27 protein-coding genes are annotated in these 26,588 nt (G+C 59.9%); 24 read left to right on the top strand and 3 right to left on the bottom strand.

The annotated features are described in order from the left end of the window. The first annotated feature begins 255 nt into the window (after positions 1 to 255). The 17 genes from rpsB to O0882_RS12905 all read left to right on the top strand — a co-directional run bounded on the left by rpsB (position 256) and on the right by O0882_RS12905 (position 17,155). On the top strand, positions 256 to 1,008 hold the full coding sequence (rpsB, locus tag O0882_RS12985; RefSeq protein ID WP_071077760.1) for a 30S ribosomal protein S2: 753 nt from the start codon (positions 256 to 258) through the stop codon (positions 1,006 to 1,008). A gap of 158 nt (positions 1,009 to 1,166) precedes the next feature. Further along, positions 1,167 to 2,078 carry a translation elongation factor Ts gene (gene tsf / locus O0882_RS12980; protein WP_071077759.1) on the top strand — a complete coding sequence of 304 codons (912 nt, stop codon included), beginning with the start codon at positions 1,167 to 1,169 and terminating at the stop codon, positions 2,076 to 2,078. A gap of 147 nt (positions 2,079 to 2,225) precedes the next feature. After that, positions 2,226 to 2,942, top strand: a complete 717-nt coding sequence (pyrH, locus tag O0882_RS12975; RefSeq protein ID WP_071077758.1) for a UMP kinase — start codon at positions 2,226 to 2,228, stop codon at positions 2,940 to 2,942. Between the two features lie 186 nt (positions 2,943 to 3,128). Continuing rightward, entirely contained in the window at positions 3,129 to 3,689 is a 561-nt protein-coding gene (frr, locus tag O0882_RS12970) for a ribosome recycling factor (RefSeq protein WP_071077757.1), read from the top strand. A 99-nt stretch (positions 3,690 to 3,788) separates the two neighbouring features. Then, positions 3,789 to 4,556 (top strand): polyprenyl diphosphate synthase, encoded by a 768-nt coding sequence (gene uppS / locus O0882_RS12965; RefSeq protein WP_141168852.1) that lies wholly within the window; start codon positions 3,789 to 3,791, stop codon positions 4,554 to 4,556. After that, positions 4,556 to 5,389: a phosphatidate cytidylyltransferase gene (locus O0882_RS12960; protein WP_289948522.1), complete on the top strand. Its 834-nt coding sequence runs from the start codon at positions 4,556 to 4,558 to the stop codon at positions 5,387 to 5,389. The genes uppS and O0882_RS12960 overlap by 1 nt, the downstream gene beginning before the upstream one ends. An 8-nt stretch (positions 5,390 to 5,397) precedes the next feature. After that, positions 5,398 to 6,582 (top strand): 1-deoxy-D-xylulose-5-phosphate reductoisomerase, encoded by a 1,185-nt coding sequence (gene ispC, locus O0882_RS12955; RefSeq protein ID WP_289948520.1) that lies wholly within the window; start codon positions 5,398 to 5,400, stop codon positions 6,580 to 6,582. Continuing rightward, positions 6,579 to 7,940: an RIP metalloprotease RseP gene (gene rseP, locus O0882_RS12950; RefSeq protein ID WP_289948518.1), complete on the top strand. Its 1,362-nt coding sequence runs from the start codon at positions 6,579 to 6,581 to the stop codon at positions 7,938 to 7,940. The genes ispC and rseP overlap by 4 nt, the downstream gene beginning before the upstream one ends. Positions 7,941 to 8,023: 83 nt before the next feature. Next, positions 8,024 to 10,360: an outer membrane protein assembly factor BamA gene (gene bamA, locus O0882_RS12945; RefSeq protein ID WP_289948516.1), complete on the top strand. Its 2,337-nt coding sequence runs from the start codon at positions 8,024 to 8,026 to the stop codon at positions 10,358 to 10,360. Positions 10,361 to 10,411: 51 nt separating this feature from the next. After that, complete coding sequence (locus tag O0882_RS12940; RefSeq protein ID WP_071077751.1) at positions 10,412 to 10,930, top strand: OmpH family outer membrane protein; 519 nt, start codon at positions 10,412 to 10,414, stop codon at positions 10,928 to 10,930. 25 nt (positions 10,931 to 10,955) lie between these two features. Further along, complete coding sequence (gene lpxD / locus O0882_RS12935) at positions 10,956 to 12,011, top strand: UDP-3-O-(3-hydroxymyristoyl)glucosamine N-acyltransferase (protein ID WP_289948512.1); 1,056 nt, start codon at positions 10,956 to 10,958, stop codon at positions 12,009 to 12,011. Next, positions 12,008 to 12,502, top strand: a complete 495-nt coding sequence (fabZ, locus tag O0882_RS12930) for a 3-hydroxyacyl-ACP dehydratase FabZ (RefSeq protein ID WP_071077748.1) — start codon at positions 12,008 to 12,010, stop codon at positions 12,500 to 12,502. The genes lpxD and fabZ overlap by 4 nt, the downstream gene beginning before the upstream one ends. Continuing rightward, a complete protein-coding gene (gene lpxA / locus O0882_RS12925; protein WP_289948511.1) occupies positions 12,502 to 13,293 on the top strand; it encodes an acyl-ACP--UDP-N-acetylglucosamine O-acyltransferase in 792 nt (263 codons plus the stop codon). Before fabZ ends, lpxA begins: the two co-directional genes overlap by 1 nt. Continuing rightward, a complete protein-coding gene (gene lpxB / locus O0882_RS12920; RefSeq protein WP_289948510.1) occupies positions 13,277 to 14,461 on the top strand; it encodes a lipid-A-disaccharide synthase in 1,185 nt (394 codons plus the stop codon). The genes lpxA and lpxB overlap by 17 nt, the downstream gene beginning before the upstream one ends. Positions 14,462 to 14,505: 44 nt before the next feature. Beyond that, positions 14,506 to 15,144 (top strand): ribonuclease HII, encoded by a 639-nt coding sequence (gene rnhB / locus O0882_RS12915; RefSeq protein WP_289948509.1) that lies wholly within the window; start codon positions 14,506 to 14,508, stop codon positions 15,142 to 15,144. After that, positions 15,141 to 15,926, top strand: coding sequence for an RNA methyltransferase (locus O0882_RS12910; protein ID WP_289948508.1), 786 nt, complete (start codon positions 15,141 to 15,143; stop codon positions 15,924 to 15,926). The genes rnhB and O0882_RS12910 overlap by 4 nt, the downstream gene beginning before the upstream one ends. An 11-nt stretch (positions 15,927 to 15,937) precedes the next feature. Then, entirely contained in the window at positions 15,938 to 17,155 is a 1,218-nt protein-coding gene (locus O0882_RS12905; protein WP_289948507.1) for an aminotransferase class V-fold PLP-dependent enzyme, read from the top strand. Positions 17,156 to 17,267: 112 nt separating this feature from the next. Here O0882_RS12905 and O0882_RS12900 read toward each other — a convergent pair whose 3' ends face one another. Beyond that, positions 17,268 to 18,116, bottom strand: coding sequence for a pyruvate, water dikinase regulatory protein (locus O0882_RS12900; RefSeq protein WP_096235121.1), 849 nt, complete (start codon positions 18,114 to 18,116; stop codon positions 17,268 to 17,270). A gap of 152 nt (positions 18,117 to 18,268) precedes the next feature. Between O0882_RS12900 and ppsA the strand changes: the two genes are divergently transcribed. The 5 genes from ppsA to O0882_RS12875 all read left to right on the top strand — a co-directional run bounded on the left by ppsA (position 18,269) and on the right by O0882_RS12875 (position 23,805). Then, positions 18,269 to 20,701, top strand: a complete 2,433-nt coding sequence (ppsA, locus tag O0882_RS12895; protein ID WP_289948504.1) for a phosphoenolpyruvate synthase — start codon at positions 18,269 to 18,271, stop codon at positions 20,699 to 20,701. A 146-nt stretch (positions 20,702 to 20,847) separates the two neighbouring features. After that, positions 20,848 to 21,345 (top strand): Dps family protein, encoded by a 498-nt coding sequence (locus tag O0882_RS12890; protein WP_071077742.1) that lies wholly within the window; start codon positions 20,848 to 20,850, stop codon positions 21,343 to 21,345. A gap of 177 nt (positions 21,346 to 21,522) precedes the next feature. Beyond that, positions 21,523 to 21,939: an NfeD family protein gene (locus tag O0882_RS12885; protein WP_289948501.1), complete on the top strand. Its 417-nt coding sequence runs from the start codon at positions 21,523 to 21,525 to the stop codon at positions 21,937 to 21,939. 15 nt (positions 21,940 to 21,954) lie between these two features. Continuing rightward, positions 21,955 to 22,899 carry a stomatin-like protein gene (locus O0882_RS12880; protein WP_099759493.1) on the top strand — a complete coding sequence of 315 codons (945 nt, stop codon included), beginning with the start codon at positions 21,955 to 21,957 and terminating at the stop codon, positions 22,897 to 22,899. A gap of 597 nt (positions 22,900 to 23,496) precedes the next feature. Beyond that, on the top strand, positions 23,497 to 23,805 hold the full coding sequence (locus tag O0882_RS12875; RefSeq protein WP_010397665.1) for an H-NS histone family protein: 309 nt from the start codon (positions 23,497 to 23,499) through the stop codon (positions 23,803 to 23,805). A 312-nt stretch (positions 23,806 to 24,117) separates the two neighbouring features. Here the strand turns inward: O0882_RS12875 and smpB are convergent, their stop codons facing one another. Beyond that, positions 24,118 to 24,567 carry an SsrA-binding protein SmpB gene (gene smpB, locus O0882_RS12870; RefSeq protein WP_034752217.1) on the bottom strand — a complete coding sequence of 150 codons (450 nt, stop codon included), beginning with the start codon at positions 24,565 to 24,567 and terminating at the stop codon, positions 24,118 to 24,120. Positions 24,568 to 24,660: 93 nt separating this feature from the next. Here smpB and O0882_RS12865 point away from each other — a divergent pair, with 93 nt between their 5' ends. After that, positions 24,661 to 25,092, top strand: a complete 432-nt coding sequence (locus tag O0882_RS12865) for a type II toxin-antitoxin system RatA family toxin (RefSeq protein WP_071077738.1) — start codon at positions 24,661 to 24,663, stop codon at positions 25,090 to 25,092. Continuing rightward, positions 25,085 to 25,381 carry an RnfH family protein gene (locus tag O0882_RS12860; protein WP_219135438.1) on the top strand — a complete coding sequence of 99 codons (297 nt, stop codon included), beginning with the start codon at positions 25,085 to 25,087 and terminating at the stop codon, positions 25,379 to 25,381. The genes O0882_RS12865 and O0882_RS12860 overlap by 8 nt, the downstream gene beginning before the upstream one ends. A 187-nt stretch (positions 25,382 to 25,568) precedes the next feature. Here the strand turns inward: O0882_RS12860 and O0882_RS12855 are convergent, their stop codons facing one another. After that, positions 25,569 to 26,408 carry a site-specific integrase gene (locus tag O0882_RS12855; protein WP_289948491.1) on the bottom strand — a complete coding sequence of 280 codons (840 nt, stop codon included), beginning with the start codon at positions 26,406 to 26,408 and terminating at the stop codon, positions 25,569 to 25,571. Positions 26,409 to 26,588: the final 180 nt, after the last annotated feature.

Genomic DNA, 26,588 nt, shown 5'->3' with positions numbered 1-26,588 from the left:
GCGATTTTTGCGGGAAAGTCCATGGTGGATACGCCTTGCACCAGTGTGGTGCAAGGCTTGCCGTCGCTGCGCGCGCGATTTGCGTCGTGGACTTGATGGAATGGGCATTTCGGTGTAGAATCCCGGGTTGCTTGAATTCTCTTTTGGGCAATGCAGCAAAACAGTGTCTTTAATTTATATAAACACGCGAATCCGGTCGACAAGGGTGCCTGTATGGTGACTGATCGGATTCCAGACCCAACCCTGGAGTTAATAATGTCCGTAACAATGCGCGAAATGCTGGAAGCCGGTGTCCACTTTGGTCACCAAACCCGTTTTTGGAATCCAAAAATGGCACCGTTCATCTTCGGCCATCGCAACAAGATCCACATCATCAACCTGGAAAAAACCATGGCGATGTACCAGGACGCAATGAAGCACGTGCGTCAACTGGCTGCAAACCGTGGCACCATCCTGATGGTTGGCACCAAGCGTCAAGCGCGCGAAATCATCGCTGCTGAAGCACAACGCGCTGGCGTGCCTTTCGTTGATCAACGTTGGTTGGGCGGCATGCTGACCAACTTCAAAACGATCAAAACCTCGATCAAGCGTCTGAAAGACATGGAAGTCATGGTTGAAGATGGTTCGATCGAGAAGCTGTCGAAAAAAGAAGCGCTGATGTTCTCCCGCGAAATGATCAAGCTGCAAAAATCGATCGGCGGCATCAAGGACATGGGCGGCATTCCTGACGCAATCTTCGTCGTCGACGTCGGCTACCATAAAGGTGCGATCACCGAAGCAGCTAAACTGGGTATCCCGGTCATCGGCGTTGTCGATACCAACCACTCCCCAGAAGGCGTGAACTTCGTGATCCCAGGTAACGATGACTCCTCGAAAGCCATCATGTTGTACGCTCGCGGTGTTGCTGATGCAATCATCGAAGGCCGTGCAGCTGCCGGTAACGAAGTTGTTGAAATGGTTAAAGCAGCCGCTGGCGACGAATTCGTCGAAGTAAACGAACAGGCTTAATGGCCAGGCTATCGCGAGATAGCCGTTTGTAAGCACAGCAGTAAGGGAAAAGGGGTGGCAGCAGCTCCCCCTTTTTTTTAACAAAAAAACGATAGAGACCGCTGGCGAGGCAGATTTGCCCGGCCGCGACTATCGACTCACCGAATCAGGAGAAACACATGGCAGCGATTACAGCAGCGATGGTAGGCGAATTGCGCGGCAAAACCGACGCACCAATGATGGAATGCAAAAAAGCACTGACCGAAGCCGATGGCGACATGGCGCGTGCGGAAGAGATCCTGCGCGTCAAACTGGGCGGCAAGGCATCGAAAGCATCGGCACGTATCACCGCTGAAGGCGTTGTGGCAACCTACATCGCCAATGGCGTAGGCGCCCTGGTCGAAGTGAACTCGGAAACCGACTTCGTTGCGAAAAACGACGATTTCCTGGCACTGGCCAACAACGCTGCCCGTCTGGTAGCGGAACACAACCCGGCTGACGTCGCTGCCCTGTTGGCCCTGCCACTCGATGGCAAGACCCTGGACGAAGTGCGCGCTGCCCTGATCGGCAAAATCGGCGAAAACATGACCATCCGCCGCTTCCAGCGTTTCGAAACCAGCAACAAGCTGGCGTCGTACCTGCACGGTGCGCGCATTGGCGTGATCGTCGAATTCGACGGCGCCGATGAGCAAGTCGGCAAAGACGTGGCCATGCACATCGCTGCCATGAAGCCAGTGTCGCTGTCGTCGAACGAAGTTCCTGCGGAACTGATCGAAAAAGAGCGTTCGGTTGCCCAACTGAAAGCCGAAGAAGACGCAGTCAAAGCGGCCGCCGAAGGCAAGCCAGCGCAATCGCCGGAAATCCTGGCCAAGCGCCTGGAAGGTTCCGTACAGAAGTTCCTGAAAGAAGTATCGCTGCTGAACCAGGCTTTCGTGAAAAACGACAAGCTGTCGGTTGAGCAAATGCTGAAGGCGGCTAACACCAGCGTCAAAGGTTTTGCCATGTACGTGGTAGGCGAAGGCATCGAGAAGAAGCAAGACGACTTCGCAGCAGAAGTCGCAGCACAGATGGCTGCCTCCCAGGGAGCGTAAGTAAAGCGGGCCGAGAGGCCCGTTTTTTTGGCCCGCCCGCACCTGTCGTGCCGGGCGGCGGCATGGGCAGCCCCGCGCGCCTATCCGGCGCTGCAAGGCGCTGCGCCATGTCATACTCGAATAACCTCATTTATGGAGCCCCAGCTCATGTCAAAACCAGCCTACAAGCGCGTCCTCCTCAAGTTGTCCGGCGAAGCCCTGATGGGCGATGATCCCTACGGCATCAACCGCGCCACGATCGAGCGCATGGTGGCCGATGTGGCCGAGGTGGCGAAATTGGGTGTGGAACTGGCAATCGTGATTGGTGGCGGCAATATCTTCCGTGGCGTCGCTCCTGGCGCGCAAGGCATGGACCGTGCCACCGCCGACTACATGGGCATGCTTGCCACCGTGATGAATGCACTGGCCCTGGCCGATGCCATGCGCCACGTCGGCATCGTCGCACGCGTCATGTCGGCCATCGGCATCGAGCAAGTTGTCGAGCCGTACGTCCGTCCGAAAGCCCTGCAATACCTGGAAGAAGGCAAAGTGGTGGTCTTCGCCGCCGGTACCGGCAATCCGTTCTTCACCACCGACACGGCAGCCGCCCTGCGCGGTTCCGAGATCAGTGCCGAGATCGTCCTGAAGGCCACCAAGGTCGACGGCGTCTACACGGCCGATCCGAAGAAGGATCCGAACGCCACCCTGTTCCACACGATTACGTTCGACGACGCCATCGCCAAGCACCTGCAAGTGATGGATGCCACCGCATTCGCCCTGTGCCGCGACCAGAAACTGCCAATCAAGGTGTTTTCGATCACCAAGCCAGGCGCGCTGATGCGCGTCATCATGGGCGAAGATGAAGGTACGCTGGTCCACGTATAGAAATAAGGAGCACCGAGAAACCGTCCATGGCTGCGTTGCAGTGCCTGATCCACGTTATGTACTATTCGTAGCGTCTTCGGTTCTGCGCCTTGCCCTGAACGGTTTTCGGCACTCCCGACTGCGCGAGCATTGACACTGCAGTGAATAATTGTAATACCCATTTATTATCAAGATATAGGAGGGCGTATGTCCTTAGCAGACGTTAAAAAGAACACCCAGGAACGCATGACGAAGTCGCTGGAAACACTGCGGGCCGACCTGGCCAAAGTGCGTACCGGCCGCGCCCATACGGGTATCCTGGACCACGTGATGGTCGATTACTACGGTTCGCCGACGGCGCTGACCCAGGTGGCCAACGTGACCCTGATCGACGCGCGCACCATCGGTGTGCAGCCGTACGAAAAGAAAATGGCCTCGACCGTTGAAAAAGCCATCCGCGACGCCGACCTGGGCTTGAACCCATCGGCACAGGGCGACATGATCCGCGTCCCGACGCCGCCGCTGACGGAAGAGCGCCGCAAGGAAATGGTCAAGCTGGTCAAGACCGAAGCGGAAGACGCGAAGATTGCCGTGCGTAACATTCGCCGCGATGCGAACGAGTCGCTGAAGAAACTGGTCAAGGAAAAAGCCTGCTCCGAGGACGATGAGCGCCGCTCGTCGGAAGAAGTGCAGAAACTGACGGACAAGTTTATTGCCGACATCGACAAGATGGTGGTCGACAAAGAAAAAGAAGTGCTGACGGTCTAGTTTTCAGTCCTTTTGACGCTGCCCGGGAAAGCATGGCTTTTCCGGGCAGTGCTATTTGGCGCATAATAGTTATCTTTTATTTTTGGTATTCGTGTTTTCATGATCTATTCGAGTTCGACAACGGCAGTACCTGAGGTTGGCACTGTGCCGCGCCATGTGGCAATCATTATGGATGGCAATGGCCGCTGGGCAACCAAACGCTTCCTGCCGCGCGTGGCTGGCCACGTCAAGGGCGCTGACGCCGTGCGCGGTGTCGTCGAGACCTGCCTCGAACGGGGTGTCGAGTATCTGACCCTGTTTGCCTTCAGTTCGGAAAACTGGCGCCGCCCGGAAGAAGAGGTGTCAATGCTGATGCGCCTGTTCGTCACCATGCTGGAACGCGAAGTGGTCAAGATGCATGCCAACGACATCCGCCTGAAAGTGGTGGGCGACCTGTCGCGCTTCAACGAGCAGCTGCAAACCCTGATTGCCAATGCCGAGCGCAAGACGGCGCGCAACACGCGCCTGACGGTGACGATCTGCGCCAATTACGGCGGGCGCTGGGACATCATGCAGGCAGTCAATAAAATGACGGTCGAGGCCGCTGCCAACGGCCAGCCTGCCGGGCAGGCTTACACGGAAGAACAACTGGCGCCGCACCTGGCCATGGCCTATGCGCCCGAGCCTGACCTGTTCATCCGCACGGGCGGCGAGCAGCGCATTTCCAATTTCCTGCTGTGGCAACTGGCGTACACTGAGCTGTTTTTCACCGAGACTTTCTGGCCCGACTTCAATGACGAGTGCCTCGACGCGGCAATCGCGTCTTACCAGCAGCGCGAACGGCGCTTTGGCCGTACCAGCGCGCAATTAACTGAAAAGACAAACTGATGCTGAAAACACGGATAATCACCGCCCTGGTCCTCTTGGCGGTCTTGCTGCCGGTTCTGTATCTGAATTATTTCCCCGCCTTCGCCGTGATCGTCACGGCGTTCTTCGGCGCCGCCGTCTGGGAAAGCTTCCGCATCTTCAAAAATCGCCAGGCGCTCGTGATTGCCGCCGTCTGGACTGCCGCCTTCGCGTATACGTTTTTTGTCGGTAACGGCATGGCGCAGCTCAATTTCTGGTTCGCCCTGTGCGTGGCCATCTGGCTGATCCGCTTCGTGCCTTCGCTGGCGACGGGCTTGCCGCCTACCGAGGGTCTGGGCAATACCTTGCTCAGCCTGGTGTACCCGGTGACCATCGTCGGCTGCTTCGTCGCCATCATCGCCTTGTTCCTGCATAGCCCCTTGTACCTGCTGTCCGTCATGGCCCTGGTGTGGATCGCCGATATCGGCGCCTACTTCTCGGGCAAGGCGTTCGGCAAGCGCAAGCTGGCGCCCAGTATTTCCCCAGGCAAATCCTGGGAAGGCGCCATCGGCGGCGGGATCGCCGTGCTGGTGATCTCCGCCATCACCATCGTCGCCGCGCCATCGCTGCCGGTGCTGCAAGACACCTTCGCCGTGCAGCTGCAATTGCGCCGCGGCTGGTTGGTGGCCTTGCTGGTGCTGTTGCTGATCGTCGCCGCCAGCATCGTCGGCGACCTGTTCGAATCCCAATTGAAGCGCCGCGCCGGCATCAAGGACAGCAGCAAGCTGCTGCCTGGCCATGGCGGTGTACTCGACCGTATCGACGCGCTGATCCCGGTCCTGCCATTTGCCGCCCTCGTGGCCAGCTGGCTTTAAGGAAACTCATGCAATACATCACCATCCTTGGCGCGACCGGCTCGATCGGCGTGTCCACCCTGGACGTGCTCGCGCGTCATCCAGAGCAATACAGCGTGTATGCGCTGAGCGCCCACAGCCGCGTGGCCGAACTGGCCGCCCAGTGTCTGCAGTTCCGTCCGCAGCGCGCCGTCGTCGGCACGGCGGACGCCGCCCTTGAACTGACGCGCTTGCTGCGCGGGCAGGGCGTCGCTACGCAAGTCGAGTACGGTGTGGAAGCCCTGTGCGCCATCGCCAGCGCGCCGCAGGTGACGGGTGTGATGGCGGCCATCGTCGGCGCGGCCGGCCTGGCGCCCACCCTGGCGGCGGCACGCGCCGGCAAGAAAGTGTTGCTGGCCAATAAGGAAGCGCTGGTCATGTCCGGCCAGCTGTTCATCGATGCCGTGCACGATAACGGCGCCGTGCTGCTGCCCATCGACAGCGAGCATAACGCCATCTTCCAATGCATGCCGCACGCGCATGGCCGCGCGCCAGGTGCCGCTGGCGTGGCGAAAATCGTGCTGACGGCTTCCGGCGGCCCCTTCCTTACGCGCGACGTCGAGACGCTCGACACGGTCACGCCGGACCAGGCATGCAAGCATCCGACCTGGGCCATGGGACGCAAGATTTCCGTCGATTCGGCCACCATGATGAACAAGGGCCTGGAAGTGATCGAAGCGCACTGGCTGTTCGGCGCGCCGGCCGAGCAGATCGAAGTGCTGATCCATCCGCAAAGCGTGATCCATTCGATGGTGTCGTATATCGACGGTTCCGTGCTGGCCCAGCTGGGCAACCCGGACATGCGCACGCCGATCGCCCATGCGCTGGCCTATCCGCAGCGTATCAACTCTGGCGTGGCGCAGCTGGATCTGGCGCAAGTGGCCACGCTGCAGTTCGAACGTCCCGATTTCCGCCGTTTCCCCTGCCTGGCGCTGGCGTTCGACGCCTTGCGCGCGGGCGGCACGGCGCCGGCCCTGCTCAATGCGGCCAATGAAGTGGCCGTGCAAGCGTTTCTTGACGAGCAGATCGGCTTCCGCCAGATCGACAGAGTCATCGCCCACGTGATCGAGGCGGTGCCGCATGGCGCCGCCTCCAGCATCGAGGCCGTGATGGAGCAGGACCGCCTGGCCAGAGCGGCCGCGCACGCGTATATCGCCCAGAGGCTGGCCGCATGACCTTGATTACCACCTTGCTGGCTTTTATCGTCGCGCTCGGTTCGCTGATTACCCTGCACGAACTGGGGCACTACCTGGTGGCGCGCTGGTGCGGCGTGAAAGTGCTGCGCTTCTCGATCGGCATGGGGAAAGTGGTGTATTCGCGCAAGTTTGGCAAGGACCAGACGGAATGGGCGATTTCCGCGCTGCCGCTGGGCGGCTATGTGAGCATGCTCGACAGCCGTGCGCAAGACCTCAGCGACTTGCCGGAAAGCGAATTGCGCCGCGAATTCACGCGCCAGAGCGTGTGGCGCCGCATCGCCATCGTGGCCGCCGGCCCGCTGGCCAATTTCCTCGTCGCCATCGTGCTGTACGCGGGCCTGTTCATGCATGGCATCGAAGAGCCGTCGAGCAAGCTCGGTCCCGTGGCCGAGCAAACGGCCGCCTACGCGGCCGGCTTGCGCAGCGGCGATACGGTTGAAACGGTGAATGGCAAGGCCGTGGCCAGCTGGTCCGAGCTGCGCTGGGAACTGATCCAGGCCACCCTCGACAAGCAGCCGGCGCGCATCGAATTGCGCCGTCCCGACCGTGGCCAGCAGGAAGCGACCTTGCCGACGGCCAGCCTGACGGAGACGGACCTGGAAGGCGACGTGCTGGGCAAGCTGGGCCTGACCCTGGCCCGTTCCGCGCCCACCCTGATGGAAATCATGCCCGGTGGCGCCGCCGCGCGCGCCGGCCTGCAGAAAAACGACCAGATCCTGGCCATCGACGAGCAGCCCGTGCACGACGTGGCGGCCGTCATCGCCACCCTGAGCCAGGCGCCTGGCCGGACCTTGCAATTGCAACTCTTGCGCCAGGGCCAGGACTTGACCTTGCCCATTACGCCGGACGCCGTGCCGGGTGCGGGGACAGAGGGAGCTGTAACAGTTGGTAAGATCCAGGCAAAGCTGGGGCAGGTGCCGGATATGATCAGCGTGGCCTCCGGACCGTTCTCTGCCGTGGGCAAGGCGTCCACCAAGGTCTGGGATACCAGTGTCATGAGCCTGAAAATGCTGGGTAAAATGGTGACCGGCCAGGTCTCGCTGAAGAATGTGACGGGGCCCATTACCATCGCCGATTATGCGGGCCAGACGGCGCGCACCGGCCTGGTAAGCTACCTGAGCTTCATCGCCTTCATCAGTATCAGTCTGGGCGTGATGAATTTGCTACCCATTCCTGTTCTGGATGGCGGGCATTTGCTGTATTATTCGCTGGAAGTTTTGACCGGACGCCCCTTGCCGGAGCGCGTAGGCGAGATTGCCCAGCGCCTGGGGATCGGTTTGTTGCTGACCTTGATGGTGCTTGCCGTCTTTAATGACGTGTTGCGATTGCTGAATTAGGGCGGTGGTTGATGCCATTGCGTGAGTCGCACAAGCAATCTTTTGTGTATGTTGTCCATTGATTTACCCATTGAATAACCCCAATGAAATTACATTCTGCTCGTTTTGCCTTGCCTTCCTTTCGTCGCAGCCTGATCGGCGCCGCCGTCATGGCCTTCTGTGCCGGCCATGCGCTGGCCGTCCAGCCATTTACTGTCAAGGACATCCGGGTCGAAGGGATCCAGCGTACTGAAGCGGGTACTGTTTTCAGCTACCTGCCGGTGCGCGTCGGCGAAACGTTCTCCGACGAGAAGAGTATCGCCGCCATCAAAGCCCTGTACGCGACGGGTTTTTTCAAGGACGTGCGCCTGGAAGTCGATGGCGACGTGCTGGTGGTGCTGGTCGAGGAGCGCCCGGCCATCGCTGCCGTGGAATTCACGGGCACCAAGGAATTTGAAAAAGATGTGCTGGTCAAGGCATTGAAGGAAATCGGCGTGGGCGAAGCCAAGATTTTCGACAAGGCATCCGTCGACCGCGCGGAACAAGAGCTCAAGCGCCAGTATCTGTCGCATGGCCTGTACGGCGTGAAGATCACCACCACCGTCACGCCGATCGAGCGCAACCGCGTCAACGTGGTGTTCGCCGTCGACGAGGGCGACGTGGCCCGCATCAAGCAGATCAACATCGTCGGCAACAAGGCCTTCACGGACAAGGAACTGCGCGAACAGCTGGCCCTGAACACGGGTGGCTGGTTCAGCTGGTACACCAAGGCCGACCAGTATTCGAAGACCAAGCTGACGGGCGACATCGAGTCGCTGAAGTCCTATTACCTGGACCGTGGCTATATCGAGATGCAGGTCGACTCCACGCAAGTGTCGATCACGCCCGATAAAAAAGACATCTACCTGACAATCAATATCACCGAAGGTGAAAAGTACAAGATCGCCGGCACCAAGTTCGAAGGCGAGATGTTCGGCCGCGAAGAAGAGCTGAAAGCGCTGAACCTGATGCGCGAAGGCGAGATTTACTCGGGCGCGCGCCTGACGGCCACAAATAAACGCATCCAGGACCGCCTGGCCACGTTCGGCTATGCCTTTGCCAACGTCAATGCGAATCCGGAAATCAACCGCGACAAGCATGAAGTGGGTTTTACATTCTTCATCGATCCGGGCAAGCGCGTGTACGTGCGCCACATGAATATCGCCGGCAACACCACTACGCGCGATGAAGTCATCCGCCGCGAATTCCGCCAGTTCGAATCGTCCTGGTACGACAGCAACAAGATCAAGCTGTCGCGCGACCGTGTCGATCGCCTGGGCTACTTCAAGGACGTGACCATCGACACGCCGGAAGCGCAGGGCACGACCGACCAGGTCGACGTCAACGTGACGGTGGTGGAAAAACCAACGGGTAACTTCCTGATCGGCGGCGCCTTTTCGCAGTCGGAGAAGTTCACCCTGTCGGCATCGATTTCGCAGGCCAACTTCGCCGGTAGCGGCAACACGGTCGGCATTGAACTCAATACCAGCCATTACAGCCGCACGATTGCGTTTTCGCAAACCAATCCGTATTTTACGGACGATGGCATTTCGCGCAGCTTTGAAGTTTACCTGCGTACGACGGAACCGCCGGCGCTGAACATCGGCAGCTACAAGATCAAGCAAACCGGTGGCCGCGTCAGTTTCGGCGTGCCGTTCTCGGAAGTCGACACCATCTTCTTCGGCATCGGCGCCGAGCGCTCGCGCATCGAAACCGACATCACCAGCCCGGTCCGCTTCAAGCAGTACGTGATCGACAATGGCGGGCCGTCGGACGGTATCGGTTCGGCTACCACCAATTCCATTCCGCTGACGGCGGCATGGCAGCGCGACAGCCGCGACAGCGCCCTGACGCCATCGATCGGCCGCTACCAGCGCGTCAACCTGGAGGCTGACCTGATCGGCGACCAGAAGTACTTCCGTGCCATCTATGAGCACCAGTATTTCCGTCCGCTGTTCAGCAAGGTCACCCTGGCGCTGAAAGGCGAGATCGATTACGGCCACGGCATCGGCAAGCACGTGTATCCGGTCTTCAAGAACTTCTACGGCGGCGGCATCGGTTCGGTGCGCGGCTACCTGAGTTCCTCGCTGGGCGCGGTCGAACCGAGCACCAACGATGCACTGGGTGGCGCTTCGCGCCTGATCGGTAACGCCGAACTGCAGATGCCATTCCCCGGTTCGGGCAATGACCGCAGCCTGCGCTGGTTCGGTTTTCTTGACGGCGGCCAGGTCTACCAGGAAGGCGAAAAAATGCGGATCTCGCAATTGCGCTATTCTGCTGGCTTGGGCATCAGCTGGATTTCACCGGTGGGCCCGCTCAAGCTGAGCTATGCCAAGCCGCTGAACGCCAAGCCGACGGACCGCCTGGAGCGCTTCCAGTTCCAGATGGGCACCGGTTTCTGACCGGCCATCTGAACCGGGGCGACAGCTTTTACCTTTTGACCATGGAGTATCATGAACACCGCATCCGCTACCCTGCCCAAGTCCCTTGCCGTGATTGCATTGTGCTGGAGTTCGCTGTTGCCGGTGCAGGCGCAGGCTCAGGAGTCGAAAATCGCCTGGATCAGCAGCGAACGTATTTATAACGAATCGAGGCTGGCCAAAGCGGCCAGCGCCAAGCTGGCCGAAGAGTTCCGCTCGCGCGAAAAAGCCGTGCAGGAACTGGGCAGCCGCTTCAAGGTGGCCAACGAAGCCCTGGAAAAGGACATGCCCACCCTGAGCGAGGCCGAGCGCGCCAAGCGCCAGCGCGAGTTCTTCGAGCTGGACAAGGAGCTGCAGCGCCGTCAGCGCGAATTTCGCGAAGACCTGAGCCAGCGCACGAACGAAGAGCGCAGCGCCATCGCGGAAAAAGCCAACACCATCATCCAGCAGATGGCGCATATCGAAGGATATGACATCGTGCTGCAGGAAGCCCTGTGGGCCAGCCCGCGCATCGACATTACCGACAAGGTTTTGAAGGCGCTGGACAAGTAACAGTAACAAAATAAGGGTTATCAAGATGGGCACTCGACTAGGTGAATTGGTCGAACGCTTCGGTGGTCAATTGGCGGGCGATCCCAACCTGGAAGTCACAGGGATCGCGCCGCTGGCCGACGCCGGCGCTTCGCACATCAGCTTTCTCAGCAATAGCAAATTTCGCGCGCAGGCCGCCCAGAGCGGCGCTGCGGCGCTGATACTCACGCCGGCCGACGCTGCGCTGATCGGTGCCGAGTACGCCGGCGCGCGCATCGTGACACCGAATCCCTATGTGTATTTCGCGCGCGCGGCGCAGTATTTCGCCGCCCTGCATGAGATCAAGGCGCCAGTCGGCATCCATCCGGGCGCCTTTGTCGATGCCGGCGCGCAGGTCGATGCCAGCGCCTCTGTCGGCGTGCACGCGGTGATCGAGGCCGGCGCCATCGTCGGTGCCGGCTGCGTCATCGGCCCCGGCTGCGTGGTGGGGCGCGACGCCGTCATCGGCGCGGGCACGCAATTGCTCGCCAACGTAACCTTTCATGCGCGTTGCGTGATCGGCCAGCGCGGCATCATCCATTCCGGCGCCGTGATCGGCACCGACGGATTCGGCTTCGCCAACGAAGGCGGCGTGTACATCAAGATTCCGCAGACGGGCCGGGTGGTGATCGGTGACGATGTCGATATCGGCGCCAATACCACCATCGACCGTGGGGCACTGGCCGACACCATCATCGAAGATGGCGTCAAACTCGACAACCAGATCCAGATCGGCCACAACTGCCACATCGGCGCGCATACGGCCATGGCCGGCTGCGTCGGCGTGGCCGGCAGCGCCATCATCGGCAAGTACTGCACCTTTGGCGGCGCCGCCATGGTGCTCGGTCATTTGACGATCGCCGACCGCGTTCATGTCGGCTCGGGCAGCATGGTTTCGCGCTCGATCGCTGAACCGGGCCAGTACACGGGTTTTTATCCGCTGGCCAAAAATGCCGACTGGGAAAAGAGCGCCGCCATCGTGCGCAACCTGTCAAGCATGCGCGAGAAGATCCGCACGCTTGAAAAAACAATTAAAACACTGACCACGCAAGACGAAAAATGACTACTGAAAAAAAGACCCTCGACATCCTGGCCATCAAATCGCTGCTGCCGCACCGCTATCCGCTGCTGCTGGTTGACCGCGTGCTGGACTGGGAAGCGAACAAAACCATCACCGCCATCAAGAACGTGACGGTCAACGAAGAGTTCTTCCAGGGCCATTTCCCGCACAAGCCGGTCATGCCCGGCGTGCTGATGATCGAAGCGCTGGCGCAAACGGCGGCCTTGCTGTCGTTCCTGTCGATGGGCGTCAAGCCCGACGAAAATTCGGTGGTGTATTTTGTCGGCATCGACAATGCGCGTTTCAAGCGTCCTGTCGAACCGGGCGACCAGCTGAAGATGGATGTGGAAATCCTGCGCGTCTCGCGCGGCATCTGGAAATACAAGGCAGTCGGCTCGGTCGACGGCAAGGTCGCGCTGGAAGCGGAATTGATGTGCACCATCCGTAGCGCGCAGGATGCGAGCCAGTCTGCGAGCCAGCCAGCGGGGCAGTGATGGCGGCCATCCACTCTACGGCAGTCATCGATCCGAAGGCTGAGCTCGATAGCTCGGTCGAGGTGGGTCCGTACACCATCATCGGTCCGCACGTGCGCATCGGTGCCGGCACCAAAGTTGGCCCGCACGTGGTCATCGACGGCCACACGACGATCGGCAGCGACAACCACCTGTTCCAGTTTTCTTCCATCGGCGCACAGCCGCAGGATAAAAAATGGGCGGGCGAGGCGACGCGCCTGGACATCGGCGACCGCAACACCATCCGCGAATTTTGCACCTTCAACACGGGCACCGTGCAAGGTGGCGGCGTGACGCGCCTGGGCAATGACAACTGGATCTCGGCGTATGTGCACCTGGCGCACGACTGCCTGGTGGGCAACAACACGATTTTCTCGAACAACGCCCAGCTGGCGGGCCACGTGGAAATCGGCGACTGGGTCATCATGAGCGGTTTCGCCAACGTGCACCAGTTCTGCAAGATCGGCGCGCACGCCTTTGTCGGCATGAGCACCAGCCTGACGCAGGACGTGCCGCCGTTTGTCCTGTTGAATGGCAATCCGGCACAGGCGCATGGCGTCAATATCGAAGGACTGAAACGCCGCGGCTTTACGCGCGAGCAGATCAACGGCATCCGCGCCGCGTACAAGCTCATCTACCGTTCCGGCCTGACCCTGGAAGAATCCAAGGCGGCCCTGTTCGAAGAAGAGCAGGCCTCGTCGCCGGAAGTGGCGGAGCACATTCGCGCCATGCGTGAATTTTTGGGCGTGGCGTCGCGTGGCATCGTCCGCTGACCAGGCCAGCGGCCTGTCGGTCGCCAATGTCGCCATCGTCGCCGGCGAGGTGTCGGGCGACTTGCTGGCCAGCCGGCTGCTGTCCGGCCTCGTGCCGCAGCTGCCCGGCGCGCGCTTCCACGGCATCGGCGGCGAGCACATGGCCAAGCAGGGCTTTGTGTCCGACTGGCCGCTCGACAAGCTGACCGTGCGCGGCCTGTTCGAGATCATCCCCCGTTACCGCGAAATCAAGGGCATCCAGAACGCGCTGCGCGATCAGCTGCTGGCGGAGCGTCCCGCCGTCTTCATCGGCGCCGACTATCCCGGTTTCAACCTGGGGCTGGAGCAGCAGCTGAAGGAAGGCGGCATCCCCACCGTGCACTACATCGGGCCGCAGATCTGGGCCTGGCGCGGTGGACGCATCAAGAAAATCATCAAGGCTGTCTCGCACATGCTGGTGATCTTCCCCTTCGAGGAAGAAATCTACCGCAAGGCGGGCGTGCCCGTCACCTATGTCGGCCATCCGTTGGCCGAGATGATCCCCCTGCAGCCCGACGAAGCGGCCGCGCGCCGCGCCCTGGGCTTGCCGCAAGACGCGAATGTCGTGACCCTGATGCCGGGCAGCCGCATGGGCGAACTCAAATACAATGCGGTAGCCTTTGTCGGCGCCTGCAAGCTGCTGCTGGCCCGCGACCGCTCCCTGCGTTTCGTCGCACCCATGGCCGGCGAAAAACAGCGCCAGTACTTCCTGCAACTGGTAGCAGAAGCTGGCTTGCAGGACGTCGAGATACTGCTCACTGATGGCGCCTCGCACACTGCCATCTGCGCCGCCGATGCGGTATTGGTGGCGTCCGGCACGGCATCGCTGGAAGTGGCGCTGTACAAGAAGCCCATGGTCATCGCTTACAAGATGATGCGCGCCTCGTGGGAAATCATGCGTCACATGGGCTACCAGCCGTGGATTGGGCTGCCAAACATCCTGGCGCGCGACTACCTGGTGCCCGAACTGCTGCAAAACGCGGCCAGCCCGGAGGCGCTGGCCGAGTCCATGTGGCAGCAGTTGAGCGACGTGCCGGGCCGTTTGCGCCTGGTGCAGCGTTTCACGGACATGCACCACAGCCTGCTGCGCGACAGCGCGCGCGAGAGCGCCAACGCCGTCATGCAAGTCATCGCCGCCAACCGCAAGTAAATCCCGCTCACCGCTTCAAGCGCATTACCAACCAAAGATTCAACGTGAAAAATATCTATCCCGGCCTGTTTGACGACTTGCCATTCTCGCTCGATGAAATTATCTGCGGCGTCGACGAGGCAGGCCGCGGTCCGCTGGCCGGCCCCGTGTTCGCCGCCGCTGTGATCCTCGACCCGAACCAGCCGATCGACGGCTTGCGCGATTCGAAAAAACTCACTGAAGCCAAGCGCGACCTGCTGGCGCCGCAAATCAAGGCCAAGGCCCTGGCCTGGGCCATCGCCGAAGCGTCGGAAGAGGAGATCGACCGCCTGAACATTTTGCAGGCGTCGATGCTGGCCATGCGCCGCGCCGTCGAGGCCTTGAGTACCGTGCCGACCCTGGCCCTGATCGACGGCAACCGCTGCCCCGTCATGCCGATACGCGGCATGGCCATCATCGGCGGCGACGACAAGGTCGATTCGATTTCCGCCGCCTCGATCCTGGCCAAGACGGCGCACGACGCGGCCCTGGTGCACTTGCATGCGGCCTATCCCGAGTACTGTTTCGATCAGCACAAGGGCTACGGCACCAAGCTGCACCTGGAGCGATTGCATCTGCACGGCGCCTCGCCCGTGCACCGCCGCTCGTTCGCGCCCGTGCGCAATGTGATCGCCCTGTTCGGTGGACAAGAGGTGGTGGCATGAAGACGATTACCTCGCGCGACAACGCGCAATACAAGGAGCTGCTGAAGCTGGCGGGCAGTTCGCAGGCGCGCCGCAAGTCGGGCCGTACCTTGCTCGATGGCGTGCACCTGTGCCAGTCCTACCTGCAGCTGCGCGGCATGCCGGAGCAGTGCATCGTCAGCGAAAGCGCCTTGCGCAATCCGGAAGTGATGGAGATCGTCGGCCAGCTGGAAAGCCAGCGCGCGCACGTACTGGGCTTGCCCGATGCGCTGTATAACGCTGTCAGTCAGGTCGAACACGGCGTGGGCGTGATGTTCCTCATCGAGACGCCGGAACGGGCCGTCACGCAGCCCCTGAGCGTGTCGGCCGTGCTGCTCGATAACCTGCAAGACCCGGGCAATGTGGGCTCCATCCTGCGCAGCGCGGCCGCCGCCGGCATCACGCAGGTGTACTGCAGCGCGGGCACGGCCTTCTGCTGGTCGCCGAAGGTGCTGCGCGCGGCGATGGGCGCGCACTTCGTGCTCGACATCTTTGAAAACGTCGATCTGGCGGCGCTGGTCGCCGACGCGAAGGTGGCGACGCTCGCCACCAGCGGCTACGCCACCCGGCGATTGTACGACGTCGACCTGCGCCAGCCCGTCGCCTGGCTGTTCGGCCATGAAGGGCAGGGCGTGGCCGACGACCTGCTGTCGATGGCGACGCACCAGGTGGTCATTCCCCACCTGGGCCAGATCGAATCGCTGAACGTGGCCGCCTGCGCCGCCGTCTGCTTCTTCGAGCAGCTGCGCCAGGGCCAGGCCTGAACAGGGGCGCCATGTCTTTCCCTGTGCTTGCCGACGGTGCCGCACGTGACGAGGCCTGGTGGCGCCAGGTCGCCGCGTTTTATCCCGCGCCGCCGGACGCCATCGTCAATCTTGAACATGGCTATTTCGGCGCCATGGCCGCGCCCGTGCAAGCGGCCTTCGCGCAGGCCGTGCGCTACACGAATGAACAGCTGAGTCCCTTCGTGCGCGGCGAATTCACGCGCACGCATGTGGATATCCTGCGTCAGCGCCTGGCCGCGCTGATCCACGCCGAGCCGCACGAGATCCTGCTGACGCGCAGCGGCACCGAGTCCATGCAGGTGCTGATCACGCAATACCATGGCCTGGCGCCCGGCGATACGGTGCTGTGGAGTAATCTCGATTATCCGGCCACCCGCACTGCCATGCGCTGGCTGGCGCAGCGCCGTGGCGTCGCCAGCACGCAAGTCACTTTGAGCTTGCCCATCAGCGATGACGAGATCATCGCCCGTTACGCGCAAGCCATGCGCCAGGCCGTCAGGCCGAAACTGCTGTTGCTGTCGCAGGTGACGCCTGCGAATGGCCAGCAGTTGCCGGTGCGCGCCTTGATTGCGCTGGCGCGCGAACACGGCATCGATGTCGTGCTCGATAGTGCCCATGCCTTGGGACAGGTGGCGTTCGATGTACGGATGATGGATGTCGACTTTGCCGGTTTTAATTTACATAAATGGCTGGGGGCTCCGCCGGGGCTGGGCTTTGTGTATATCCGCGCCGCGCAGCTGCACAAGATCGAGCCGCATTTCGGCGACGAGGATTATCCATTGGACGATATCCGCTGTCGTCTGCACATGGGCATGCCGCCGATCGGCGCCATCCTGGCCGCGCCCGCCGCGCTTGACTTTCATGAACGCCTGGGCGGCACGCCGGCCAAGAACGAACGCCTGGCCTGGCTGAGGGATTACTGGGTCAGCCGCGCCGCGCAACTGCCTGGCGTACGCCTGCTGTCGCCGCTCGATGCGCTGCGCGGCACGGCGCTGGTGGCGTTCGCCATCGACGGCATGGACGCGCGCGCGCTGCAACAGGCCTTGCTGCAGCGTTTCGGAGTCTTTACCGTGCAGCGCAATATCGGCGACATGGACGTCGTGCGCGCCACGGTGGCCGTCACCACCACCATCGCTGAACTGGATCAACTGGTCGCCGCGCTGACGGTGCTGTCCGGCGAGGCGAACTGCAGCGATGCGAACGCCTGACAAAACCGTAGCGAGCGGAAGGGAGAGGTGGTCGAGAAGCGCAACCGTACTTCTAGTACGGTGAGCATCGCAAGCCGCCTATACCGACGCGCAGCAGGTTTGGTCAGGCGTTCTAGTACTCGCGGCGGTTCGGCTTGATTTCCTGCAGGATCGTCGTGGAGATCTCTTCGATCGACTTGGTGGTCGATGAGAGCCAGCGGATGCCTTCGCGTTTCATCATTTTTTCCGCCTCGTTGACCTCGTAACGGCAATTTTCGATGGCCGCATACTTGCTTCCAGCGCGTCTTTCGTTGCGTATTTCCGACAAACGTTCGGGCGTAATGCTTAATCCGAAAATTTTATTCTTAAATTCCAGCAGGGCGGAAGGCAGCTTGTCGCGCTCGAAATCGTCGGGAATCAGCGGATAGTTGGCCGCCTTGATACCGTATTGCATGGCCAGGTACAGGCTGGTAGGGGTCTTGCCAGAGCGCGAAACACCCACCAGAATGACATCGGCCGAGGACAGGTTCTTGTGCGACTGGCCATCGTCGTGCGCCAGCGAATAGTTGATCGCCTCGATGCGATTTTTGTATTCTTCGCTGTCGACGATATTGTGCGAGCGCCCGATGGTATGGGTCGACATCACGCCCAGCTCCTGCTCCAGCGGGGCGACAAAAGTCTGGATCAGGTCCATGTGCATGCCGCTGGACTTGCGGATCACGGCCGACAGGTCGTTCTTCACCAGGGTGGAGAAAATGATCGGGCGCTGGCCATCGCTGACGAAGGCTTCGTTGATCTTGCGCGCCGCCTCGTAGGCCTTGTCCATGGTATCGATGAAGGGCAGGCGGATCTGGCGGAAACGCAGATCGAACTGCGTCAGCACCGAGTGGCCGAAGGTCTCGGCGGTGATGCCGGTACCGTCGGAAACGAAGAAGACGGTGCGGGCCGCGGAGGGCAGGGGGGGGCGTGGATCTTGTGTCATGGGTTTTCGGATCAAGATTGTGCGTCGTCAATTTGCGCCGCACAAGGTAAAATGGCTGCAACGGTATGATTGTGCTGCACGACGCCAAGAATAACAAGAAGACTGTCCGTGCACCGCGCGTAAAGATTTCTATCATCAGTAAGGGTGTCATTATGACCAACGCAGTATCGCAACAGCAGGAAGACAAGGACGCGGTGTATGTTGCCTCGTTCGAGCATTTGCGCATGACGGATGTCGAATCCGTCGGCGGCAAGAACGCCTCCCTGGGCGAAATGATCAGCCAGCTGGCGGAAGCCGGCGTGCGCGTGCCCGGTGGCTTTGCCACCACGGCGCAGGCATTCCGCGATTTCCTGTCGTATAGCGCCAACGGCGGCTTGCCGCTGGCCGAACGCATCGCCCAGCGCCTCGTCGGGCTGAACATCGATGACGTGCGCTCGCTGGCGCAAGCCGGTGCCGAGATCCGTCAATGGATCGTGGAAACGCCATTCCAGCCACGCCTGGCCGCCGAAATCGACCAGTTCTACGCCAAGCTGGTGGCCGATTCCGACACGGAAATGTCGTTTGCCGTGCGTTCCTCGGCCACGGCGGAAGACTTGCCGGACGCGTCTTTTGCTGGTCAGCAAGAAACCTTCCTGAACGTGGTCGGCATCGACAACGTGCTCGACGCCATGAAACAGGTGTTCGCCTCGCTGTACAACGACCGCGCCATCTCGTATCGCGTGCACAAGGGCTTTACGCATGCGGAAGTGGCCTTGTCGGCCGGTGTGCAGCGCATGGTGCGTTCCGACCTGGGTGCGGCTGGCGTGATGTTCACCATCGATACCGAGTCGGGCTTCAAGGACGTGGTGTTCGTCACCTCCAGCTATGGCCTGGGCGAAACCGTGGTGCAGGGCGCTGTCAATCCCGACGAATTCTATGTGCACAAGCCGATGCTGGAAAAAGGCAAGTCGCCTGTGATCCGCCGCAATATCGGCTCGAAACTGCTGAAAATGGAATTTACGAACGAAGCGAAAGCTGGCCGTTCCGTGAAAACCGTCGACGTGCCCGTCGAAATGCGCAACCGCTACTCGCTGAACGACAGCGAAGTGGTGGAGCTGGCAAAGTACGCCGTCATCATCGAGAACCACTACGGCCGTCCGATGGACATCGAGTGGGGCAAGGATGGCCGCGACGGCAAGCTGTACATCCTGCAAGCGCGTCCAGAGACCGTCAAGTCGCAGCAAAAGGCGACCGACGTGCAGGAACGCTTCAAGCTGAAGAGCACCGGCACCGTACTGACGTCCGGCCGCGCCATCGGCCAGAAGATCGGCGCCGGCCCCGTGCGCGTGATTCACGACCCGGCCGATATGGAACGCGTGCAGCCAGGCGACGTGCTCGTTGCCGACATGACGGACCCGAACTGGGAACCGGTCATGAAGCGTGCATCGGCCATCGTCACCAACCGTGGCGGCCGTACTTGTCACGCGGCAATTATTGCGCGTGAACTGGGCGTGCCGGCCGTCGTCGGCTGCGGCAACGCCACCGACGTGCTGAAAGACGGCACCTTTGTCACCGTGGTGTGCTCCGAAGGCGACGAGGGCAAGATCTACGATGGCTTGCTGGAAACGGAAGTATCGGAAGTGTCGCGCGGCGAATTGCCGAAGCTCGACACCAAGATCATGCTCAACGTGGGCAATCCGCAACTGGCGTTCGACTTCCAGTCCGTGCCGAATGCCGGCGTGGGCCTGGCGCGCCTGGAATTCATCATCAATAACAATATTGGTGTGCATCCGCGCGCGATCCTGGAATACCCGAACATCGACGCCGACCTGAAAAAGGCCGTGGAATCGGTGGCGCGTGGCCACGCTTCGCCAAAAGCGTTTTACATCGACAAGCTGGCCGAAGGCATCGCCACCATCGCCGCCGCGTTCTGGCCGAAAAAAGTCATCGTGCGCCTGTCCGACTTCAAGTCGAACGAGTACAAGAAGCTGATCGGCGGTTCGCGCTACGAGCCGGACGAGGAAAACCCGATGCTGGGCTTCCGCGGCGCGGCGCGCTACCTGTCGGCCGACTTCTCCGAAGCGTTCAACATGGAATGCGAAGCGATGAAGCGCGTGCGCAATGACATGGGCCTGACGAACGTGGAAATCATGGTGCCGTTCGTGCGCACCCTGGGCCAGGCCGAGAAAGTCATCGACCTGCTGGCGAAAAACGGCCTGAAGCGTGGCGAGAACGATCTGCGCGTCATCATGATGTGCGAAGTGCCATCGAACGCCATTCTGGCAGACCAGTTCCTCGACCATTTCGACGGCTTCTCGATCGGTTCGAACGACCTGACCCAGCTGACCCTGGGCCTGGACCGCGATTCCGGCATGGAATTGCTGGCCGCCGACTTCGACGAACGCGATCCAGCCGTCAAAGCCCTGCTGTCGCTGGCCATCAAGGCTTGCCTGGCGCGCGGCAAGTACATCGGCATCTGCGGCCAGGGTCCTTCGGATCACCCTGACTTCGCCGTCTGGCTGATGGAGCAGGGCATCGAATCGATGTCCCTGAATCCGGACTCGGTGATCGACACCTGGCAAAAGCTCGCTGCGCTGAAAGCGTAAGCGTCTTTATTGCCCCCTGAAAACCCGCTGCCGCTCACCCGGCAGCGGGTTTTTTTACACCTGCCATGCGGCGCACGGCAGTATTCGATGAGCTTGCGCCAGATCAGCTAAAATGATTCCACCAATACATTGAAACGGGAGTTCTCATGGCAAGCAAGAAACCGAGCAAAGTTGCAAAGATCGACATCGGCATTTCCGAGGCGGACCGCGCGAAGATCGCGGAAGGCCTGTCCGGCCTGCTGGCCGACAGCTATACCCTGTACCTGATGACGCATAATTTCCACTGGAACGTCAAGGGACCGATGTTCAATACCCTGCACCAGATGTTCATGACGCAATACACGGAGCAGTGGGGCGCGCTGGACCTGATCGCCGAGCGCATCCGCGCCCTCGGCTATCCGGCGCCGGGCACCTACAAGGAATTCGTCAAGCTGGCCTCGATCAAGGAAATCGACGGCGTGCCGCCGGCGCTGGACATGGTCAGCCACCTGGTGGCGGCACAGGAGGCGACTGCGCGCACCGCGCGCCGTTTGTTCCCGCTGCTGGAAAAAGCCAATGACCAGCCGACAGCCGACCTGATCACGCAGCGCCTCGATTTGCATGAAAAGACGGCGTGGATGCTGCGCAGCCTGCTCGAGGAATAAAAGCCGGGCCGGCGGCGCTAATTCTCCCCCGGCTATTGACGCCATCAGGAATTGCGTTAGACTGTTTGCATATAGGTGTTTGGCAAGAAGAATATCAGGCAGCACTGCGCATTAAACCCCGTCGCTTATATAGGCCGCGGGGTTTTTTATTTTTGGAATCGCAAGGGTGGAGGCATCATGGCTGAATGGGTAGGCTGGTTTGTGGCGGCTGGCGCGGTATTGATCCTGGAACTGTTTACGGGCACGTTTTATTTGCTGATGATCGCCATCGGTATCGGTGCCGGAGGACTGGTGGCGCTGGCGGGCGGCAATGGCAGCTGGCAGGCCGTGACAGCGGCCATAGCCGGCGTGGCGGCCACGCTGTTATTGCGGCGCAGCCGTTTTGGCAGGGCGGCGCGGCGCGATGCGGCACAGGATCCGAATGTGAACCTCGATATCGGCCAAAGCGTGGCGGTCGCGCATTGGGTCGATGGCGCGGCGCGCGTCATGTATCGCGGCGCCTTGTGGGATGTGGAACTGATTGCCGGCAGCGATACGCAGGCCGGTCATTACACCATACGTGCCGTGCGTGGCAGTCGTTTGATTGTTGGATAACCTGGAGAGTAGATTATGGAAGTAAGCATCGGAAGCATGTCGCTGATCTTGTTATTGCTGGCATTGGTATTTGTCTTCAAGACGGTCAATGTGGTGCCGCAGCAGCATGCCTGGGTGGTGGAGCGCCTGGGCAAGTTTCACGCGGTATTGGGTCCTGGCCTGAATATCGTTGTGCCTTTCGTCGACCGCATCGCTTACAAGCACGTGCTCAAGGAAATTCCACTCGACGTGCCGCCGCAGGTATGCATTACGCGTGATAATACGCAATTACAGGTCGATGGCATTCTGTATTTTCAGATTACCGATGCCATGCGTGCTTCGTATGGCTCGTCGAATTATATTGCCGCCATTACGCAGTTGGCGCAAACGACCTTGCGTTCGGTGATCGGTAAAATGGAACTCGACAAGACATTTGAAGAGCGCGACCATATTAATACGGCCATCGTGAATGCGATCGATGAATCGGCGGCGAATTGGGGTGTCAAGGTATTGCGTTATGAAATCAAGGATTTGACGCCGCCCAAGGAGATTCTGCATGCGATGCAGGCGCAGATTACGGCCGAGCGCGAAAAGCGCGCACTGATTGCCGCTTCGGAAGGACGCAAGCAGGAGCAGATCAATATTGCCAGCGGTGAGCGCGAAGCGAACATTGCCCGCTCGGAAGGCGAGAAGCAGGCTTCGATCAACCGCGCCGAAGGCCAGGCTACGGCAATCGTCGCGCTGGCGCAAGCCAGTGCCGAAGCGCTGCGCCAGGTGGGCGCCGCCATCCGCGAGCCGGGCGGTGAGGATGCCGTCAATCTGAAAGTGGCCGAACAGTATGTGGGCGCGTTCGCGCAATTGGCGAAAACGAATAACTCGATTATCGTACCGGCCAATCTGGGTGATATAAGCGGTTTGATCGCCACGGCGATGCAGGTGGTGAAAACGCAGAAGCCGAAAGGCAACGTGACTATCCCCTGATTGCCTGGCTGGGTGAATAGCAAGCTTGTAGCAAGATTTCGTCAATACTGCCCGCTGTATAGCGGGTAGTTTGCATTTGCGGGCCTGGAATATGTGGCGGCGGCAGGCCGGAGTATCGGCGGCTGAATGAATTACGTTGATTTTTTTTCTTCATGCTATGCTATGCGCACTTTGAGGATTATGTGCTGTCATGCGGCGCTTATTCTTTGATTGACGTAACATCTGCCGCGCAGGATCCCGGGTAGTGTTTGCAGGCGATGTGCGATTGGCGATAGTATCGGACCCATGTATATTTTGAATTGCAATTTATAGTTACCATAAATTGCAATGAAACAGAAAGTACTGCAAAATAAATACAGCCGATGGCGCTATATTGAATCGCAGTCGCACAAAGCAGGGGTATCGCACAGGCGCTCCGTGTGCGATGCCCGCCCCCTTGATTGAAGACTTGCATCGCTTGAAGGCCGGGAAAGTAGGGTTTTTGGTAAAAGAATTGTAAAAAACAATCAAATCTTAAGAAAAAACACCTCAGTCGCGTTACAATTGGATAGAATTTAACTGTTCAGTTATATTTTTCAACTCACACAAGGAAATATCATGGATCTGTCGAGCTTATCCCTGTCCGAACTGCGCACCTTGCAGGACGACATCAAGAAGCAAATGAAGAAACGCGAACAGGATGATCTGTCCAAAGCGCGCGAGCAAATCCTGGCGATTGCCCAAAGCGTCGGCGTTTCCGTAAAAGACCTGGTTGGTACAGGGATCCGCGCTAAAACGGGTACGGTCGCTGTGCGCTATCGCAATCCTGATGATGCGACGCAGCAATGGACTGGCCGTGGCCGTCAACCGAAATGGGTCAAAGAGTGGACCGATTCGGGTAAGTCGCGCGATCTGCTGAAGGTGTAATCCTGAAGGTTTAAAAAACCGTTCATTCGGATGCTTGTCCTGTGAAGTGGTACAGGTGTAGTACAAGGCAGCATGCAAGCATCCGGAACTTTCCTGCATTATCGTCTTTGGCCAGACAGGCAAAGCTGATTCATTCGTTTATCTCCACGGTATTTTCACCAATACCCGTCTATTTCCGCCGTACCTCTTCCTTTCCCTGTTTTTATCCCGTTGCGCTGTGCTTTTCCGCTTGCCGCAGGCGCCGGCAAAATAAAACCCGGCATATAGCCGGGTTTGTTGGTGCGGTCGCAGCACGCTGCGCGCAGTGCCGGATCAGCGACGGTGCGACTTCATCGCCGCCTGTACTTCGCGTGCGCCATCGCGGTCGCGCTCGGCTGCCCGCTTGTCGTGCTGTTTCTTGCCCTTGGCCAGGCCGATTTCGCATTTCACGCGGCCGCCCTTGTAGTGCAGGTTGAGCGGCACCAGCGTGTAACCGGAGCGTTCCACCTTGCCGATCAGTTTATCCATTTCCGTGCGATGCAGCAGCAGCTTGCGCGTGCGCACGGCTTCCGGGTGGATGTGGGTGGAGGCGGTCGGCAGGGCGCTGATATGCGCGCCGAACAGGAAGAGTTCATCGCCGCGGACGACGACGTAGGCTTCCTTGATTTGTACGCGGGCGTCGCGGATGGCTTTGACTTCCCAGCCTTCCAGCACGATGCCCGCTTCGTAGCGATCCTCGATAAAGTAGTCGTGGAAGGCTTTTCTGTTGTCTGCTATGGTCATGAGATGGTAAATGTGCGCGGGTCGGTTAAACTACTGTCTCGCGCAAGCGCGATAAAATCAAATGTATCCAACATCATAGCAAATGGTTCTTCAATGGCAGTAGTACATAAATCAGTTTTTCTCGGTTATAGCGCCGAACAAATGTTCGCGCTGGTGGCGGCGGTGGAGGATTATCCCAAATTCCTGCCCTGGTGCGGTGCGGTCGAGGTTCGCGAGCGGGGCGAGAACACGGTTGTCGCCAGCGTGGGCATACATTACCACGGCGTGCGCCAAAGCTTCACCACGTCCAACGAGAACGTGCCACCGACCTCCATCAAGATGAAGCTGGTGGACGGTCCTTTCAAGACCCTCGATGGCGTGTGGACCTTCAAGGCCCTGCGTGAAGACGCCTGCAAAATCGAACTGGACCTGCACTACGAGTTTTCCAGCCGCGTGCTTGAGCAGATCATCGGCCCCGTCTTCGGCATGATCGCCAACAGTATGGTCGACTCCTTCTGCAAGCGCGCGGAGACCGTCTATGGCTGAGGCCGCCATCGAGGTGCAAGTTTGCTACGCCTTGCCGGATAGCAGCTTCCTGCGTTCCCTGAGCGTGCCTGCAGGCACCACCATCGAGCAGGCGGTGGCGCAGAGCGGCTTGCTGCAGGCTGTCCCTGGCATCGACCTGGCCATCAATATGGTGGGTATCCATGGCAAGAGAAAGCCGCTCGATGCCGTATTGCACCAGCATGACCGGGTGGAAGTGTATCGCCCCTTGCAGGCCGACCCGAAAGAGGCGCGCCGACGCCGTGCCAGCGGCAAGCCTGCGAAGGGTTGAGCGGGCAGGGCGGCGGCGTGACCGCCGTCTGGCGAGCGCGATCTTTTGCTATTTTCAAATATCTTTTCTATGCTGCAAGGACGGAGGGCGCTTTTTTCTGTATAAGTTGCTTTTGTCCGTCGCAAGCAAGCATCCATGCGGGTTACAGCCATTCCGCAATAAGCATGGGCGAAACGTGGGCGAAAATCTAGGCAGCCCCTGCCTTTAGCCCATCAGTCATTTTGCAATACTGATCAGGCAACACGCCACCTTCCTGCTCAACCCAGCGACCATACGTTCGGGTGATCATGGTCGTATCGGTATGCCCCATTTGCTTTGCCACGTACATTGCGTTGGCGCCCGTCGATAGCAGCGTCGACGCGAATGTGTGCCTCGTTTGATACGGATTACGATAGCGGACCTGGGCCTTCTTGATCATTGCCGCCCAGAAGAGGCTCAGGCGCTGCGTGTTGTCCCATCCCTGGCTGGTAGCCGGATCAAGGAACACAAGGCCACCAGCAAGGAAGCTATGTTGTTTCTGCGCAACCAGTGCCTCGACGGCACCGCGCCTCAGGTCGACCAGGCGCCGGCCGGCGCGCGTCTTCAACTCCTCTCGGGATTCGCCCATCACGCGCGAACGTTCCACCTTCGCCTTGAATCCGGCCCAGTCGATCGATTCCCAGCGTAGCGCGATGTATTCACTCGGGCGCATGCCCGTGTAGAAGGCAAACTGAAAGACATTGCGGGCCTGGCCCTGAGCAGCTCCGAGGATGGCCGCAATCTCCTGGGCGGAAAACGGATCCACTTCGTATTCCGCCTTGTACGCGTCGCGATCCAAGGTTTTTTGCAATTTCACCCGGTCCAGCGGATTGCTGTCGATCAGGTCGTCGTTTATCGCAAGCTCCAGCGCGCCGCGCAGAGGGATGAGAATCTGACGGACCGAGGTAGCCTTCAGCGAAAGATCGACAATCCACGCGCGCAGCGCGGCTGGAGTAAGCTCGGTGAGCAGGGTGTCGCCCCATTGCTCCAACAGAATTTTGTTGAGCACGCGCTTGTAGCTTTTCAGCGTGCTGGGCGCGAGGATGCGCTCATAGATTTCGAACTGTGAGGTACCCTGACTTTTTCGGACACTCTAGTTTGGTAAACTTCACCAACTGGAGAACTTATGACACGTTCAAAAACCTATACACCGGAGCTTCGGGAAGAAGCGGTAAAACTGGTCCTGACA

It is taken from the genome of Janthinobacterium sp. SUN073 (assembly GCF_030397665.1).
In the GTDB taxonomy this organism is placed as follows: Bacteria; Pseudomonadota; Gammaproteobacteria; order Burkholderiales; family Burkholderiaceae_D; genus Janthinobacterium.
The sequence above is the reverse complement of the archived record's forward strand: the minus strand, read 5'-3'. Positions and strand labels throughout refer to the sequence as shown.